The organism is Colwellia demingiae (genome assembly GCF_007954275.1).
In the GTDB taxonomy this organism is placed as follows: domain Bacteria; phylum Pseudomonadota; class Gammaproteobacteria; order Enterobacterales; family Alteromonadaceae; genus Colwellia; species Colwellia demingiae.
Genome location: NZ_VOLT01000014.1, coordinates 59,621 through 75,798, shown reverse-complemented (window position 1 = coordinate 75,798; position 16,178 = coordinate 59,621). Strand labels below are relative to the sequence as shown.

The 16,178-nt window shown below is 36.7% G+C and carries 10 protein-coding genes and 1 pseudogene; 6 read left to right on the top strand and 5 right to left on the bottom strand.

Features of this window, described 5'->3' with window-relative positions:
* Nucleotides 1–813 (top strand): sugar phosphate isomerase/epimerase family protein, encoded by an 813-nt coding sequence (locus ESZ36_RS20395; RefSeq protein WP_211357821.1) that lies wholly within the window; start codon nucleotides 1–3, stop codon nucleotides 811–813.
* 556 nt (nucleotides 814–1,369) lie between these two features.
* Nucleotides 1,370–3,028 (top strand): glucose-6-phosphate isomerase, encoded by a 1,659-nt coding sequence (gene pgi / locus ESZ36_RS20390; protein ID WP_146791290.1) that lies wholly within the window; start codon nucleotides 1,370–1,372, stop codon nucleotides 3,026–3,028.
* A 672-nt stretch (nucleotides 3,029–3,700) separates the two neighbouring features.
* Here pgi and ESZ36_RS20385 read toward each other — a convergent pair.
* Entirely contained in the window at nucleotides 3,701–5,635 is a 1,935-nt protein-coding gene (locus ESZ36_RS20385) for a DEAD/DEAH box helicase (protein WP_146791288.1), read from the bottom strand.
* Nucleotides 5,636–6,233: 598 nt separating this feature from the next.
* On the opposite strand from ESZ36_RS20385, the pseudogene ESZ36_RS23010 reads away from it, so the two are divergent.
* Nucleotides 6,234–8,027, top strand: a pseudogene (locus tag ESZ36_RS23010) (DUF885 domain-containing protein).
* 475 nt (nucleotides 8,028–8,502) lie between these two features.
* Nucleotides 8,503–9,477: a YecA family protein gene (locus tag ESZ36_RS20375; protein WP_146791286.1), complete on the top strand. Its 975-nt coding sequence runs from the start codon at nucleotides 8,503–8,505 to the stop codon at nucleotides 9,475–9,477.
* Between the two features lie 217 nt (nucleotides 9,478–9,694).
* Here ESZ36_RS20375 and ESZ36_RS20370 read toward each other — a convergent pair whose 3' ends face one another.
* Both ESZ36_RS20370 and ESZ36_RS20365 read right to left on the bottom strand, forming a co-directional pair.
* On the bottom strand, nucleotides 9,695–10,819 hold the full coding sequence (locus ESZ36_RS20370) for a methyltransferase (RefSeq protein ID WP_146791284.1): 1,125 nt from the start codon (nucleotides 10,817–10,819) through the stop codon (nucleotides 9,695–9,697).
* Between the two features lie 381 nt (nucleotides 10,820–11,200).
* The gene (locus ESZ36_RS20365; protein ID WP_146791282.1) at nucleotides 11,201–12,418 is read right to left on the bottom strand and encodes an acyltransferase family protein; all 1,218 of its coding nucleotides are present in this window, start codon (nucleotides 12,416–12,418) and stop codon (nucleotides 11,201–11,203) included.
* Nucleotides 12,419–12,773: 355 nt separating this feature from the next.
* Here ESZ36_RS20365 and ESZ36_RS20360 point away from each other — a divergent pair, with 355 nt between their 5' ends.
* Both ESZ36_RS20360 and ESZ36_RS20355 read left to right on the top strand, forming a co-directional pair.
* Entirely contained in the window at nucleotides 12,774–13,478 is a 705-nt protein-coding gene (locus tag ESZ36_RS20360) for a hypothetical protein (RefSeq protein ID WP_146791280.1), read from the top strand.
* Between the two features lie 76 nt (nucleotides 13,479–13,554).
* Nucleotides 13,555–14,250 carry a DUF6090 family protein gene (locus ESZ36_RS20355; protein WP_146791278.1) on the top strand — a complete coding sequence of 232 codons (696 nt, stop codon included), beginning with the start codon at nucleotides 13,555–13,557 and terminating at the stop codon, nucleotides 14,248–14,250.
* On the opposite strand, the gene ESZ36_RS20350 is transcribed toward ESZ36_RS20355, so the two are convergent.
* Nucleotides 14,251–15,051, bottom strand: coding sequence for a LytR/AlgR family response regulator transcription factor (locus tag ESZ36_RS20350; protein ID WP_146791277.1), 801 nt, complete (start codon nucleotides 15,049–15,051; stop codon nucleotides 14,251–14,253).
* Complete coding sequence (locus ESZ36_RS20345) at nucleotides 15,044–16,177, bottom strand: sensor histidine kinase (protein WP_146791275.1); 1,134 nt, start codon at nucleotides 16,175–16,177, stop codon at nucleotides 15,044–15,046. The genes ESZ36_RS20350 and ESZ36_RS20345 overlap by 8 nt, the downstream gene beginning before the upstream one ends.
* Between the last annotated feature and the right edge of the window lies 1 nt (nucleotide 16,178).

Here is a 16,178-nt window from a genome sequence, read left to right as displayed (position 1 = left end):
ATGTGTTCGCTACATAATAACATTGTAAGTGATATACGTTTAGCAAAAGAGACCGGATATCAAGGATTAGAAATCCACACACAGAAACTTTGGCGATATATTAACGCTGGATTTAGCAGTTCGGATTTCAAAAGTCATCTTGAAAAAGCAAATATTCTACCTTCAGCAATTGATATAGTTGGTTCTGTAGAAGCGACTGATAAAGCGACGCAACAAAAAGTCTTTAAATCTGTAGAGACTCTATGTTTATTTGCAAAAGAAATTGGCGCGCCAACCATTCAACTTAATGCATTTGAAGCTCTGAACGGACTTTCTGTAGAAGATAATATTAATATTACCGCACAAAATATCAAACATATTGCTGATATTGGTCAAGAGCACGGTATTCGTTTTCAATACGAGGGGGCAGCCTGGACACCGATTGCAACACTCGATGATTATTATCGACTGCACGATGCGGTGGGCCGTGATAATTTTGCTTTTGTACTTGATACCTGGCATTTTTGGGCATGCCGTGGAGCCACGCCAGAAGACATGGCGAAAATAGATAAAGAATTGATTTATAATGTACATCTCTCTGATGGAAAAAGACCTGATATCGGCCAAGATTGGGTTGACGAAAAATTACTACGAGGATACTTGTTAGGCGAAGGTGAAATTCCACTACAAGAATGGGTTGATGCAATTAAAAGTACTGGCTATGACGGTTTCTACTCAGGTGAGTTCCTTAATGATCAGTTGTGGGAAGGGGATCACTACGAAGTTGCGGCATCAATGCTACAAGGCATGCAGTCACTATTTTCTGAAGAGTAATTCAATGGTCCAACATATATAGGGATACTCTTTAATGCGGTTACCTATAAATGTCATACAAATCAGTTATTTTACTACCATTATTATTCACTCAGTTAGCAATCGGAAAATAAGCCTTATCTAAATGTACCGTATGTATTAGAAACATCTTAAGGCAAGATGTTGATTGAATATAATGTTTTTTTATAAAAAATAGCGTAGGGGGATTTTTTCTAAACTAGTCCTGCGGGGACGTCCTTCAGAATGCATCTTCAAGTGGTTAGTGTATTTAAACGGAAATTTTATTGTCTTCGCGCTTTTTGTAAACGATGAAAGGCATTTAGCGCATAACCATCAATTATTACACTATAGCTGGGAAACTAAGATTGCTTACCGATATGAACTTGATTGAATGTGATTAAAATAAGAACTAACAATATTCGAATGGATAAAATAATGCCAACGCATTGTGATTACCACCTTTTAGTGGCCTGTTTGGAAACCTTACTACCTTTACCAATTTAGAAATTAACCATTTTCCGATCCCTAAACTAATTGCTCAATAATAGAGATAACTATGCGCACCGATAACCAAGCATCTAAAAGAACATTACTTCCTAGCTGGCAAACATTGGTTGAACATGCCGAAGAAATGAAAGCTATGCATATGAATGACTTGTTTACCCAAGACAGTGAACGTTTTTTAAAGTTTTCTATTCAACTTTCGCCTTTATTATTAGATTATTCTAAAAACCTAATTACCGATAAAACACTTTCGCACCTTATAGACTTAGCAAAAGACAGTGAAGTAGAACAGTGGCGAGAAAAAATGTTTAAAGGAGAACGGATTAATCGCACCGAAGACCGTGCCGTTTTACATATAGCGTTACGTAATAGGCGTAAAAACCCCATTATGCTTAATGGTAAAAATATCACCCTTGATGTAGAAAAAACTCTTGAAAAAATGAGAGTTTTTACCGAGCAAGTAAGACAAGGGCAATGGCTTGGCCATTCGAACAAACGAATTACCGATGTAGTCAATATTGGGGTAGGGGGTTCTAACATTGGCCCACAAATGGTCACTGAAGCGTTAAAACATTACAGTGATGACAGTGTTCAGATGCATTATGTCTCAAACGTAGACGGTACACAAATTGCCGAAGTGCTTCGCCCCTTAAACCCAGAGCGGGTATTATTTATTGTTTCCAGTAAAACATTTACCACAACAGAAACAATGACTAATGCAAGGACTGCGGTTAATTGGCTAACATCTTCTTCTTTTAATCAAAAATCGGTTGCTAAACATTTTGTTGCGGTGAGCGCTAATAAAGAAAATGCCATGGCATTTGGCATTGATGAAGAAAATATTTTTGATATGTGGGATTGGGTTGGTGGTAGATTTTCTCTATGGTCTGCTATTGGTTTACCTATTGCCTTAGATATTGGTTTTGAAAAATTTCTTGAGTTATTAGAAGGAGCTCACGAGATAGATGAACATTTTTGTAATACGCCCCTTGAGCAAAACGCCCCCGTTATATTGGCACTGTTAAGTATATGGAACTGTACATTTTTAGGTGCGCAATCTCAGGCAATTTTGCCATATGATCAACCTTTACATAAGTTATCTGCTTATATGCAGCAAGCTGAAATGGAAAGTAATGGTAAGTCGGTGACTTGGGATGGCCAAGAAATTGATTATCCAACTGTGCCTTCAATATGGGGTGAATTAGGAATCAATGGTCAACATGCCTTTTACCAATATTTACATCAAAGTAATAATGTTGTGCCTGCTGATTTTATTGGCTCTGTTGAAAGTGTTACGCCCGTTCAAGGCCATCATGAGACATTAATGGCGAACTTCTTTGCACAAACTCAAGCATTAATGTCGGGGGTTAATGAAAAACAAGTACGTGATGATCTTGCTGCAAGAGGTCATCCACAATCCTATATTGATAAAGTTGCGCCGCATAAGGTACATAAAGGAAACCGTCCAACGAATACGCTTTTGATGAAGCGTATTTCGCCTAAATCTCTGGGGAGCTTAATTGCTTTATACGAGCAAAAAATATTTGTTCAAGGCATTATTTTACAAGTCTGTTCTTTTGATCAGTGGGGCGTTGAATTGGGCAAAGGCTTAGCGAATGAAATTGTTAAGGAATTATCGAATAAAACGATTAAAGAAAGTCATGACAGTTCTACCAAAGGTTTGATGAAATACTATTGTTCATCAAAGTAAGTGTTTAATATAATTTACTTTGATATTGGTTTAATGCGCGACCTGAGTATTTCGATCTAAGCTACTAATATTAAGGAGTGATTTATTGTCTTTGGGGCAATAAGCCCGCAAAGTAAATTTAATATCAATCAATTTATTTTTATTTAGTATTATACTTTTTGCTCTCCTCGTTTTTATGGGTAAATGATGAAGTCTAGAAGTCCTGCAGGATTTCCACAGGACTTCTAGAGTGTATTTTACACATCCGTCGAGTAACTAATGTTGAGTCTGCATTTTTTATTAAAAGTTAAACGGTAATTGTACAAATAATTTGAATTAATATTAAAATAGATTTTTGGCCACTAATTTATAGGTCATAACTCGCTTGGGGGGCGGAAGCGAGATAGAAAAATACTGCTAATGTCAGCTATTCTTGAAAGCAGCGGAGATAAAAGTGGGAGTAATTGTTCTGATCATTAGGACCGCTTTGTGGCAACTACCGACCTTATCGATTTTACTATTATGCCAGGGCCTATTTTCTAAATTGTCAGATCAGATATAAGCTACTACATTTCCAGTAATAACTACTCAAATGGCAATCTTATTGAATAAAACCAGTACCCATATTCGTCCCGCCAAATTCTAAAAAAACCGCTAACCGTAAGATAGCGGTTTTTTATTTAGTAATTGATTTTATTTGAGCTCATTGGCTTTTCGGTATTTACCTTGATAGTCAAAAAGTCTGTCTTTGATACGCCAGTAGAATTTCTGTTTTCTGGAAATGACAAAGTCAGGACAAGGCAATATGCTAGCTAACTTTAATGCTTGTTCAAGAGTAGTCACTTCAAACGACTCAGTAGATCCCAGTTGAACACTGATTTTAGCGCTGAGGCGTTTAGAAAAGATATCATTGAACGCTTTAACTTGATTGGGGATAGCGAAGTCAAAAGATTCATTGAGCTGGGTGCCTTCTTCATCATGGTAAGTGATTTTTAACTTATCAGCTCCTTTATCACTGACCTTGTCATTAACTCTGGTTAAATTAAGACCTGCGCAGCGAATAATTTTTGAATCTTTAAGTTTCAGTGCCTTTTTTAACATATCATCGGGGTCAACCAAGACTTCAAGGCACTGTAAACAGTTACGAGCAGCTATGTCATTTTCACCACCGCAGTGGGGGCATTCTTTAAATACAAAACGATAGTCACATTGACTCTGGCTTTCTACTAGGTATGCTTGTTCTTCACTGCCAGTCTCGACGAGGCCTTTGCATCGTCGGCCGTAGTGTTCCACTAAATAACCGTCATCGTCACAAATGCCCCAAAATACATTGGGAAATTCACAACTTGGGCAAACAACTTGAACCGGCTGACTTTTACTATTCGGCTTTTTCTCACCGACTTCGGGATGATAGAGGTCAAAATCATTGCCCGTATAGTCAATCACCAAGCAATCTTTTTTGTTATCACTCAAACGCAGACCACGACCGATGATTTGCTGATAGAGACTCACTGATTGTGTTGGACGTAATATTGCAATCATATCGACATGGGGTGCATCAAAGCCAGTGGTTAATACAGAAACATTAACCAGGTATTTTATTTCTTTACGCTTGAATGCCTTAATTAACTTATCGCGTTCAGTGTTGTCGGTAGCTCCGGTAATTAACGCACTTAATTTGGTGGGTAAATAACTAAAGACTTCCCTTGCATGCTCAACGGTAGCGGCAAATATCATAATACCTTGACGTTTGTGGCCTAACTCAATGACCTGCTCAATAATGCTTTGAGTCACCCGGGGATTTTTGTTTAATAGATGATTCATATCCGTAGGACTATATTCGCCAGAGGCGTTTGCGCGCAGGCTACTAAAATCATAGTGCTCTATGGTGGCATCGACTAAATTAGGTTCGGTTAAATACTGGCGCTTAATTAAGTAACGAATGGGTAGTTCATAAATACAGTGCTCAAAAGGTCGCTTTTCTTCACTTCTCATGAAACCACGATAATGCTTTTTATAAATCCAGCCCATACCTAAACGATAAGGGGTTGCGGTTAAACCCAATAATTTCACCTCGGGATTAACTTGCATCAATTTTTCAATGATTTGCTGATACTGATTACTATTGGACGGCTTGCTTGCGCTTTCATGTGATTGCTCTTTGGACTCACCTTTAGGTTTACTTTTAGCTTTGTCCTTAGTTTTATCTTTAGACTGTTCATTAGGCTGTTCTTTAGACAAGTCAGGGCTAGCTACGTTAACTCTATGGCATTCGTCAATAATAATTAAAGAGTAAGGCTCACTAAAATCATCTAGATTGCGGGCTGCCGATTGTATGCTGGCGAACGTGACTTGGTGCTGAGTTTCTTTCAGTTTTAATCCGGCAGAATAAATACCGGCGGTAACACCATAGGTTTCATATTTTTGATGATTTTGCTCGACCAATTCTTTCACATGGGTGAGTACTAGTATTTTTCGTTTTGCCAAGCGAGCAAGCTCGGCAATTACCAGACTTTTACCTGAGCCTGTAGGTAAAACAATAACCGCAGATTCGTTGCTTTTTCGAAAGTGTTTGAGCACCGAAGAAACAGCGTCTTGTTGATAATCTCTAAGTTGAAAAACTGCCACGCAGTGCTGCTGCCTTATAGGGAACGGAAAGCAGCCATGATAGCAAAATAGCGGATAAGTCCAACATTTAAAACAAAAATTAAAACAAACTTGATACCCGTTCCACTTGAAGATGCAGGATTCAGCTGGAATTATAAACGTCTTTAGGCAAGGTATTGATTGAAGAAAATGGTTTTTCCCTTATCGAAATCAATTACGCAGCATAAAGCGTTTATAAAGCAGCCCTTTGGGGGGAAGTCTGAGCAAACCAGACTCGTCGTTACATTTGTTTTTAAGGACGCTACATGGATGGTGTTATTAGAGAATGCAGGAGCACATTCTCCCGAGTGACCCTTAATAAAAAAATGTGCCTTGATTATGATTCGCTCAGCTTTCCTGAAACGAGCATCTTTAAGTGGATCGGGTATATACCTTCTACGTAACGTTCAAATGACTATCTCATTGCTACATTCAAAGTTTTGCACTGTCCTTTTAGTTATTTCCTAGTAAAACCGCTAGTTCAGTTCAATTTTTGATAAATTCGTTATAAGCTTTAAGCAATAACGAATGAGCAACGTAATTTACAACAGAAAATATAAAACAGAAACGAGAATGAATAATGATAAAAAATAAAATGTTAAAAAATATCCGAGGTTTGTGTCTTGTTTTATCAACGCTTATATTTTCGACAAATCTTATGGCTGAAGATAAAGTATCACTAAACGCGGATAAGAAGTTAGAACAGCTGATTGCACAGCATTGGGATTATTCGATGAAAGAAAGTCCTTTATCAGCAACAGCAAAAGGTATCACCAAATATAATCATTTACTCAACCGCGTATCAAAAATTGATAATGATAGGCGACTTGCCGCGGAGACAAAATTACTGGGTCAATTAGTAAAAATTGACCCTACGCAATTGTCTGATTCCAACCGAATAAATCATCAATTATTTAAGTGGGTGATTGAAGGCTCTATAGAAAGTTACCAACTTAATTTATCACGTATTCCACTCAATACTTTCTATAGTTTCTTTTTAGAAGTCTTAAGTATGAGTAATGGTTTGCCGATGAATACAGCGAAAGATTACAACGATTACATCGCAAGAATTAACGAGATTCCGCGTTATTTTAATGAAAATATCACCAACATGCGTGAAGGTATTAATACCAATTTTACCCTGCCAAAAATTGTTGTTGAAGGTATTCTTCCTACGGTACAAGCACAGATATATAATAAGCCCACGGATAGTAGTCTTTACAAACCTTTTTTGAAAATGAGCACTAAAATATCAGACAAAGAGCAAGCACAACTTAGAGAATCTGCCAAGCAAGCCATATCACAATACGCAATACCTGCTTTTAGAACATTTGCCGAGTTTTTCGGCGGAGAATATTTACAGGCAGCTACAATAACGCTTGGCGCAGAACAAATGAATAACGGCAAAGCTTATTATGCTTCTCAAATTAAAAAATATACGACATTACCTAATATCACGGCTAAAGAAATACACCAAACGGGACTGAGTGAAGTCAAACGCATCAGATCAGAAATGCTTGAAATAATAAAAGAAACAAAGTTTGAAGGGTCATTTGAAGAATTTACACAATACCTGCGAACAGACCCTCAGTTTTACGCAAAAACACCGAAAGACTTGCTAAAAGAAGCAGCGTATATTGCTAAACGCATTGACTATATTATGCCTGAGTATTTTAAAACATTACCTCGTCTGCCTTATGGTGTTGTTGCTGTGCCAAAATAAATAGCCCCTAATTATACTACCGCTTCCTATAATTCAGCCGTTGTTGGTGGAACACGTGGTGGTGCTTATTGGCTAAATACTTATCAACTTGACCAACGACCATTGTATGAACTTACCGCGTTAACATTACATGAATCAGTACCTGGACATCATCACCAATCGGCTATATCAAGTGAATTGAAAAATGTGCCTAAATTCCGTTTAGGTCTGTATTTTAGTGCCTATGGTGAAGGTTGGGGATTATATTCTGAGAAGTTAGGTGTTGAAATGGGCTTATATGATACACCTTATGATGATTTTGGCAGATTAAGTTATGAAATGTGGCGCGCTTGTCGCTTGGTTATTGATACAGGAATACATTCAATGAAATGGAGTCGACAACAAGGAATAGACTTCTTATCAAGTAATACCTCATTATCACCAACGAATGTTAGAGCTGAAGTAGACCGTTATATATCATGGCCTGGTCAGGCACTTTCATATAAATTGGGTGAATTACACATTTGGAAGTTAAGAAAAAAGGCAGAAAAATCATTAGGGAAACAATTTGATTTACGTGAATTTCATGATGCTTTATTGAGTAATGGTGCGTTGCCATTAGCTATGGTTGCAGCTGAAATAGATCGATACATCGCCTTAAACAAAAAATAAGAAAGAGTACCCATTCTGCACACCATACTAAGAAAACCGCAACGTTAACGAGTCGCGGTTTTTTTTCGATTGAATTTGATACTTTGAATGGTAACGGGAACAACACCTTTAATATATACCCGTTATCAATCAAGATGCATGTTTCAGAGTGCTTGAGCAATTTCAGTACAAGGCGTTGTGATGAAATAATGGTTATTCAGGAGAATATGCTCCTGCATTCTCTAATAAGTTACCTCCATGTAACGTCCTTATAAATCACAGCAATGATGTAGTGATGTTGCTCAAGCACTTCTTCGATGGGTTTAAAATGACTTTATACTGCGTTAAATAATCAAACCATAGAGTGACTATGCTTTAATTATTCTCCTTGCCTAAAGACATTTTAATTCCCACTGAAATCCTGCACTTTGAATGGTAACGGGTATATAATATGCGGCATATGTACTCATAATTTATTATTTATCACGGAATTCACATGAATTTACAACAAGCTTTATTGGCAATAGGTGATGCACAAGACAACGAAATACCTATTACAGGTCTCGAAGTGGTTAAAGAAAATTGGCTGGAATTTTATCCTGAATTAGAACGGCTGATAGATCAATTTATCGCAGATGATACCTCGTTAACCGACGACCAGCAGGCCATTTTATTTTTTGGTACGTTATTATTAGCGGAATTAAAATATTCTCCCGCATTAGAAAAGTGTTTGCAGTTATTTGCACGTAGCGATACGTTTTTATCGCCTCTTGAAGGGGTGTTTGGCGATGCACTAACTGAATTAACGCCGACCTTATTTTATAATGTGGTTGATGGTAATACACAAGCATTGTGTAATTATATTGTTGATGGTCATCAAGCGATGTATTGCAAAGCCTCTGCTATTGAAGCGGTATTTGCTCAGTTCGAAGCGGGTATTATTGATGAATTCGTATTAAGTGCACATGTAACTCGATGGATAACGGCATTTTCGGCTTTACCGAGTTCAACCAATAGCTTTTTACTTAGCGCATTAGCCGATTCTTGCATTGAATATGAACTTGATGATTTTAAAAGTCAGTTTATTAGTTTATGTGACAAAGATTTATTTGATGAAGACCGTTTTAAACAAGATGAAGTTAAAGCGTGGAATAGGGCAGGTACGCCTAAGTTGATTGAATCGGATATGATTCAAACCCAATTTAATCTTGTTGCCACTTTAAGTGCTTGGGCTGAAGATGACTCAGAAGATGAAAGTGAAGAAGTCGATAGTCTTGTAAATGAAGACTTGGAAGACTTTGAGGGCTTTGATTCGTTAATGGGGGAAGGCGGGTTATTGGCTAACATTTTGTATGACGAAAATACAATCATAGAAAATAGTGTGCCCGTTAGTTCATTACCTACGGCCGGTCGAAATGATCCTTGCCCGTGTGGCAGTGGAAAGAAATATAAGAAGTGTTGTTTGCGGTAGAACAGTAAGCTGGTTACTCAGACATAGCCCAATGGTAAATTTATTGAATAAAACCAGTGCCCATACTCGTCCCATTCTGCCTGCCACATTAAGAAAAGCCGCTAATCGAAAGGTTAACGGCTTTTTGTATTTTAAGTTGTGAAAACTGCCAAAGGGTTGGTAGCACATCACCTTTCTCGCTTTAATCCTTTCCTAATGCGCAGTTACCTCTTAAGCGTTAAGAACGTTTAATTAATACCATTACCTTGGCAAAAGTTCTAATGGCTACAGTTTCAACCAACTCAAGGTTTGCTTGTTCAAATAGGTTATGCCATTGAGTTGCTGTACGTTCACAGCCTTTTGTTCCCATTAACATTTGCATGTCAAACGATGTTTGAGTAATGCTAGCTTGTGTCTCAGGTAATACCGCATCAACGATAGCTATGGAAGCATTAATACCATCCATTGAAGCCGTAATTCGTTTTAGTAATGCGACGGAATCAGCGTCATCAAGTAAATGAAATATTGCGATTAACAAATATAAATTTTTATCAGAGGTTGGTATTGGTAAGTTTGAAGAAAACAAATCACCACCTACGTAAGTGATACGATCCAATATTTGATCATTTATCTTGTTTTTCCAGCTTTCTTTGGCATCGTGGGTGACTGCATCGCGATCAAATACCACCGAGGTTAAGGTGGTGTTTTCAGCTAAAATAGCGATACTTTTACTGCCTTTTGAACCACCAAGGTCAATAATACGGTCAAAACAACGCCAGTTGAAATCTTGTAAATAATCTAAGCCTGTAAGTGACTCGACGCTATCCATGGCATTGGCAAATAAATCATTAAGTTCTTTATTATTATTCATGTAGGAAAACATCTCACTACCATGACATTGAACAAACGGTATCTCGCCATCTTTAATGCCAGCTTCCATGGCGTCCATCCATGGTAAGGTCATTTCTTCACAATTATGCATTAATATCATATCCGATACGCAGTTGGGTTGGCTCCTAACAAGCGGTAACGATAATTTATTATGTGCAAAAACCTTGTGGCTTACTTCTTTAAATATCCCTATTGAGGCCAAAAATCTCATTAATCTATATAAGTTTGGTTCGAATAAGTTTAATTTTTTTGCTATGTCTTTTGTTGCCATTGGTTCAGATAAGATTACGTCTGCAATACCAAGCTTTGTCGCTAAATATAAAGACCTAGATTGCCAAAATAACGATCCTATTTGCATTAACCTAAAGGGGGCAGGAGTTAACTTATTTGGTAAGTCTGCGATCCAATACGCTATATTCATAATGCGTTCAAAGCGTTTAGTTTTTCTAATGTTTTTTTGTAATTTATTCATGTTTTTCCTTTTTTAGACAAAGCAAGGCCTAGAAGATAAGTTCCATAAATTTGCCATGTTCGTAATTTTTAATTTAGAGGTATACGCGCTTATCAGATAGGTTTACTAACAATTAATCTGTTTGCTATAAAGCTAGGGGGCTAATCCTTTCATCATTTAAAAAGCAATTAAGAGCTGCTTTAATCGATGCGTCTGGTGTGCGGTCATTATTATCTTCAGTCATAATATTCATCCTTTCTTTTTGTTCTTAAGAGAAATAATAACAACTTCATTAGTCCATTTATATTATTTCCGTCATCCAAAATTGCGCTTTTGGATGACAAGGTTTATGCGCTAGCAAATAGTTATTAATACCATATAACTTTTAATGGTAGCTCTGTTTTAGCTCTGTTTTGCTGTAGGTTGCACCTTAATAGGAGGTGCCATCTTTATCCATGTCAAACCAAATAATACTCTTAGAGTATTGACTCTTTTAATGAGTAATTCATAAAGCAAACTGCAAATCACAAAGGTGCCAGTAACAATAACCAAAAACTCCAGCGTTCCAGACATACTCCAATCAATCACATAATAACCAAGTACTATGATGACGGTTTGATGCAAAATGAAAAACGGATAGACCATGACATTGCAATATTTCAATGTGCTGTTGGTGTAGTTAAGGTGTTTTCTGGCAAATCCGATGATTAAAGCGATCCATGACCATTTAACTAATAGACTCGTATAGTCCCAAACTACGGTTCTATCCATCGGTAACATCTCGTCGGGAGATAAAAATATAGCCAGTAAAACGGCGTAACTAATTAAACCAAGGGTTAAAGAAAAGTAGCGATTTTTTTCAAAAGATTGCCAAACTTTAGGCATACGGGCAAAAGCCACCCCCATAATAACTGCAAAAATAAAAATAGCATGCCCGTACCAATCATTATAAAAAGTATGGTTCACATCATGATTATCAATAGCGAGAAAAATGGCTAGATATATTGCTAATGGTAGCCAAATAATACGAGAGCCTTTTGTAATCCAGCATTCAATTTTTGCTAAAATCAATTTACCTTTATCACTATTGATGAAAGAAAATAGAGGCAATAACACCATTGTATAATGAAATAAATACAGCACATACCACATATGATTGTAGGTTGGGAAAGGTGCAAGCATGCGTTCATCCCATGAGAAGGTAAAATAATAAGAAGTCCAAAATTTCCAGAAACCACCTTCAAAAATTCCCTTTTGAATGGCTTCATAATAAGACTGGGGTGCTACAACAACCGCGATAGCAAAAATAAGTGGTAGGTAAAGCTTAACTATTCTTTGCCATGCAAATGACTTAAGTGGCATTTTTGTAATCATATAGCTTATTGCTACACCTGAAACAATAAACAGGATGTCGAGTCGCCATTTTGAGCTAAGTATCATTATTGACTTTAAAAAGGTGCTGTTATGGCCACTTTCGATATGAAACCCCCAATCAACAAACATCAACGCTGTGTGGTAAAGAATCAAGAATGCAAAAGCTAAAATTCTCACCCAATCTAAAAAATATTTACGCTCACCCAAGTTATTGGTTATTTGCGTACCGGCTAATTGCGATAACATAAATCTTCTCTGACTATTTGTTTATGCAATTAAGTTTATGAAAATGAGATCGCTAAATATAGGGGGTAGGGATGAAGCGGTCTTGTATAGTGACAAGAAGGAATGGATATTAATAAAATGACTTCTATACCCGTTACAGTTGGGATTATAAATGCCTTAAGGTGGCAGATATTTAAAGCACCTTTAGACTATTCATATAGAGAGTACACCAAACGGTAAAGCATTATTCCCTGTCATCACGCAAAAATACCGACTCACCCCTTGTCGATTTATTTTGATGTATTGATTCTTTAAACTTCAAATCAGTCAAGCAAGCAAACAAACAATTATACAATTAAACAAAGGGAATTTATTCATGAGCACAATATTATCAAACCAAGAGAAAACACATAACTTAACCACTAAACATCAGAAAATTGCGATTGCAATGGCAATGGTTATATCACTGAGTGCCTGTGGAGATACTGCTGATAAGATAATTGATAAAATTGATACTAATAATAGTACCAAAATTTCCTATATAAATGCCTTAGATGACAATACTAGCTTTTACCTTCAAAGTGCGATCTACAATGCGAGTGTATATGAAGATCAATTTAAAACGATAGAATTAATGTCTGCTGAAGTTAGCAAGGTGATACAGCACGATTGGATAGATGGCGCTAATGAAAGTGTTTTTGCAATAGAAAATGCAATAACCAATGGTTCAAGAGTAAGTCAGAAAATTGATATCAATAAACAAGCAGACTATTGGGCTGTTGCCTGGAGTATGGTTGATGAAAGTAAGCTGGCGGTATTTGAAAAGAAAGCAAAAAATATAGCTGATAAATACAGTGTTCGATTATTAACAACTAGTGAAATGACAGTTAAGCAGTCTTTCTCAAACGATAACTTAGCAATAACTGAGCCTGGCGTAGTAACCGCTTCTTTTGACGTTGAAGGATGCGCAGATTTATTGGTGGGAGGCAACGAAATAGACTTATGTTCAATAGGGATAGTAGGGCAATCATACTTGGCCATTGTAAGTATTGATGGTCAAATTGTGGTTGTACAAGAGTAGTTATGTTCTCTTTCTGATCACTTACGACTGCATTTATGCTATAAAATTAAATAACATTCATTACCGAGTATTTTCAATGCTAACTCAGTTAAAAAAAATAAAAAAAGCACTTATTAGTGAAGGTAAGCTTGTTAAATATTTATCGTATATCGTGGGCGAAATTTTACTGGTCGCCATAGGTATTTTGATTGCCTTACAAGTAGATAATTGGGATAAAGATCAAGATAACAGGAAATTCGAACGCCAATATTATCAGAGTATGAAAACCGAATTGCTAGAAGACAAAAAAGAACTTATAGGTCAAATTGAATATGGGAAGCGTTATAAAAAACAATATAATAAAGCAATTGACATTATTAACCGTCATGACAGGAAAAAAGTGAATGAATTAGGCTTTATTGCCACTGAATTGAAAAATTTTTCAGACTTTAGACGAAAAAGCAGTATCTACCAAACACTTGTCAATAGCGGTGAAATTAAGCACGTGCAAAATCATTCCATTATTGGTGCATTACAAGACTTAGAGAGTGAGTACCTATATATTGAGCGACTTGAAGATGTGCATAGACAAGCGGCAATGGATAACCTGAGTACTTGGGTTATTAGTGCTATTCAGTGGCAACCCTTTAAAGTACACAAGCCTGAGTTGTTATACGGTCATATAGTTAACAATACTTTCGTTTTAATAGTCGGCTTAATTGATGAAAAGAATCAGGTATATCAAAATGCAATTGATATTATTGATAAAATTATTGAGATGTTGGATAAATAATTAACTAAACACCTCAAAAAAACGTGTTTTGTAACCTCTAGAAAGGCGTAATTTAGTGCCGCATTTTAACGTTATTTCGTAATCACCCTTACTAATATGGTCAACTGTCGCCACTTCATTTTTGTTAACTATATGAGTACGGCGCACGCGCACAAACTGCTCTGGATCTAACTGGCTTTGCACAGTAGTAATCGTTTGTCTTGCAATGAAAGCGGTTCGTTCTAAACAGACTTTAACGTAATTACCTGATGATTCTATCCATTGAATTTCTTGTGCGGATACCACTTCAATAGCCCCTTCAGACTTGAATAATAGCTTTTCAGGGAAGTGTTGCTCCGCTCGGTAATCTTGGATTATTTTAGGTATGTTGTATTCTGAAATTGTTCCAGTAAATTCGCGGAATCGAGTAAGGGTTTTTGCTAATCGTCCTTTATCATAAGGTTTGAGCAGATAATCTACTGCATTAAGTTCGAATGCTTTAATTGCATATTCATTAAAGCCAGTGACAAAGACAATGGCAATGTTTTTATTGTATTCGAGATTGCTTGCCACAGACATACCATCTAACAAAGGCATTTGAATATCTAAAAAAACGAGGGCAGGGGAATGTTTTTCGATACATTCGAGTGCCTCAATGCCGTTTTGAGCTTGTGCGACTACTCGGAAATCTTTATGGTCTTGTAAAAACAATATCAATTTTTGTCTTGCTGCAGGCTCGTCATCGACGACTAATACGTCATGTACTACATTTTTTTGATGGTCAGGGTTTTTTGTTAGCTCAAAGCTGTTGTCATTACTCATTAGTTTGTTCCATGTGTTGAGCCGGTAAAATAATGGTCAGCGTTACTTGATCAGTATTGTTATTATCCAATGTTACCGTCGCTTGTTCTTGGTATAAAAGTTTTAATCTATCTTTAGTATTTTGCAAGCCAATGCCAAAAGATTCTTGCTGTTGTCTACGTTGATGCCATGGGTTGGTTATTTTTATCTGTAGTAGACCCTCTATTAAGTCAGACTCTAGCGTGATTTTACCCGTTTCATTTGATGGTTCGATACCATATTTAACCGCATTTTCAAGTAGGGGTTGCAGCAACATAGCGGGGATCATTAGCAATTCAGTCGATGGCTCTACTGAAATTTCTAACTCCATTCTTTCACCAAAACGTAATTGTGAAATTTCTAGGTAAGATTGCATGGCTTGTAACTCTTCTTTGAAGGTCACAAAAGGTTTTTGTTCGGTTGCTAATGAATAGCGAAGTAAATCACCTAACCGAGTAATAATTGAGTCGGCTTTATCTGCGTCTTGATATACCGTACTCGAAATTAAATTTAAGGTGTTAAACAAAAAGTGAGGTTGCAACTGGCTGCGTAAGGTTTGCATTCTTATTGTTTGCAATTCATTCTGTAAATTAGCAGCATTTAGCTGTTCTTTTTGCGAATTGTCATAATAAATTTTGGTGTAAGTGATAAATATAAAAATAAGATATATTGCAATTGCTTTAGGGAATTCGTAAATATATCGATCAATTAAGTCCCAACCATCAAATAGGGTTCCGTCGATTAACAAATGTGCGATATTACGTAAAATAAGCATGGCAGTAATAAAACAAAAGGTAATTGGCACATAGAGTAAAGCCAATTTAATCGTGGTTTTAATCACGTGAGCTTTTCCAAAAGGCCATAGCTCACAGCAGTAAATTAAAAAGGGAGAAACAATAGTAAAACCGATCACTGAGCTATATGTCGCGACCCAAGGTTGCCAAGTTAAACCAACTTCGCCCCTAATGAGAGCATCAGCTATTTCAGTTTGAACAATCATTAGTCCTGAAAGAGAACCAGTTATAGTTAGGTAAAAAATACGCTGCCAAGTGCACCAGCGTTTATATACACCGAAAACGCCGGTGAGGTAGCTTAATATACTGTTCATT

What these genes read in the sequence shown, in the direction of transcription:
- ESZ36_RS20395 (WP_211357821.1), top strand. Translation starts at nt 1, where the DNA reads ATGTGTTCGCTACATAATAACATTGTAAGTGATATACGTTTAGCAAAA.
- pgi (WP_146791290.1), top strand. Translation starts at nt 1,370, where the DNA reads ATGCGCACCGATAACCAAGCATCTAAAAGAACATTACTTCCTAGCTGG.
- ESZ36_RS20375 (WP_146791286.1), top strand. Translation starts at nt 8,503, where the DNA reads ATGAATTTACAACAAGCTTTATTGGCAATAGGTGATGCACAAGACAAC.
- ESZ36_RS20370 (WP_146791284.1), bottom strand. Translation starts at nt 10,819, where the DNA reads ATGAATAAATTACAAAAAAACATTAGAAAAACTAAACGCTTTGAACGC.
- ESZ36_RS20365 (WP_146791282.1), bottom strand. Translation starts at nt 12,418, where the DNA reads ATGTTATCGCAATTAGCCGGTACGCAAATAACCAATAACTTGGGTGAG.
- ESZ36_RS20360 (WP_146791280.1), top strand. Translation starts at nt 12,774, where the DNA reads ATGAGCACAATATTATCAAACCAAGAGAAAACACATAACTTAACCACT.
- ESZ36_RS20355 (WP_146791278.1), top strand. Translation starts at nt 13,555, where the DNA reads ATGCTAACTCAGTTAAAAAAAATAAAAAAAGCACTTATTAGTGAAGGT.
- ESZ36_RS20350 (WP_146791277.1), bottom strand. Translation starts at nt 15,051, where the DNA reads ATGAGTAATGACAACAGCTTTGAGCTAACAAAAAACCCTGACCATCAA.
- ESZ36_RS20345 (WP_146791275.1), bottom strand. Translation starts at nt 16,177, where the DNA reads ATGAACAGTATATTAAGCTACCTCACCGGCGTTTTCGGTGTATATAAA.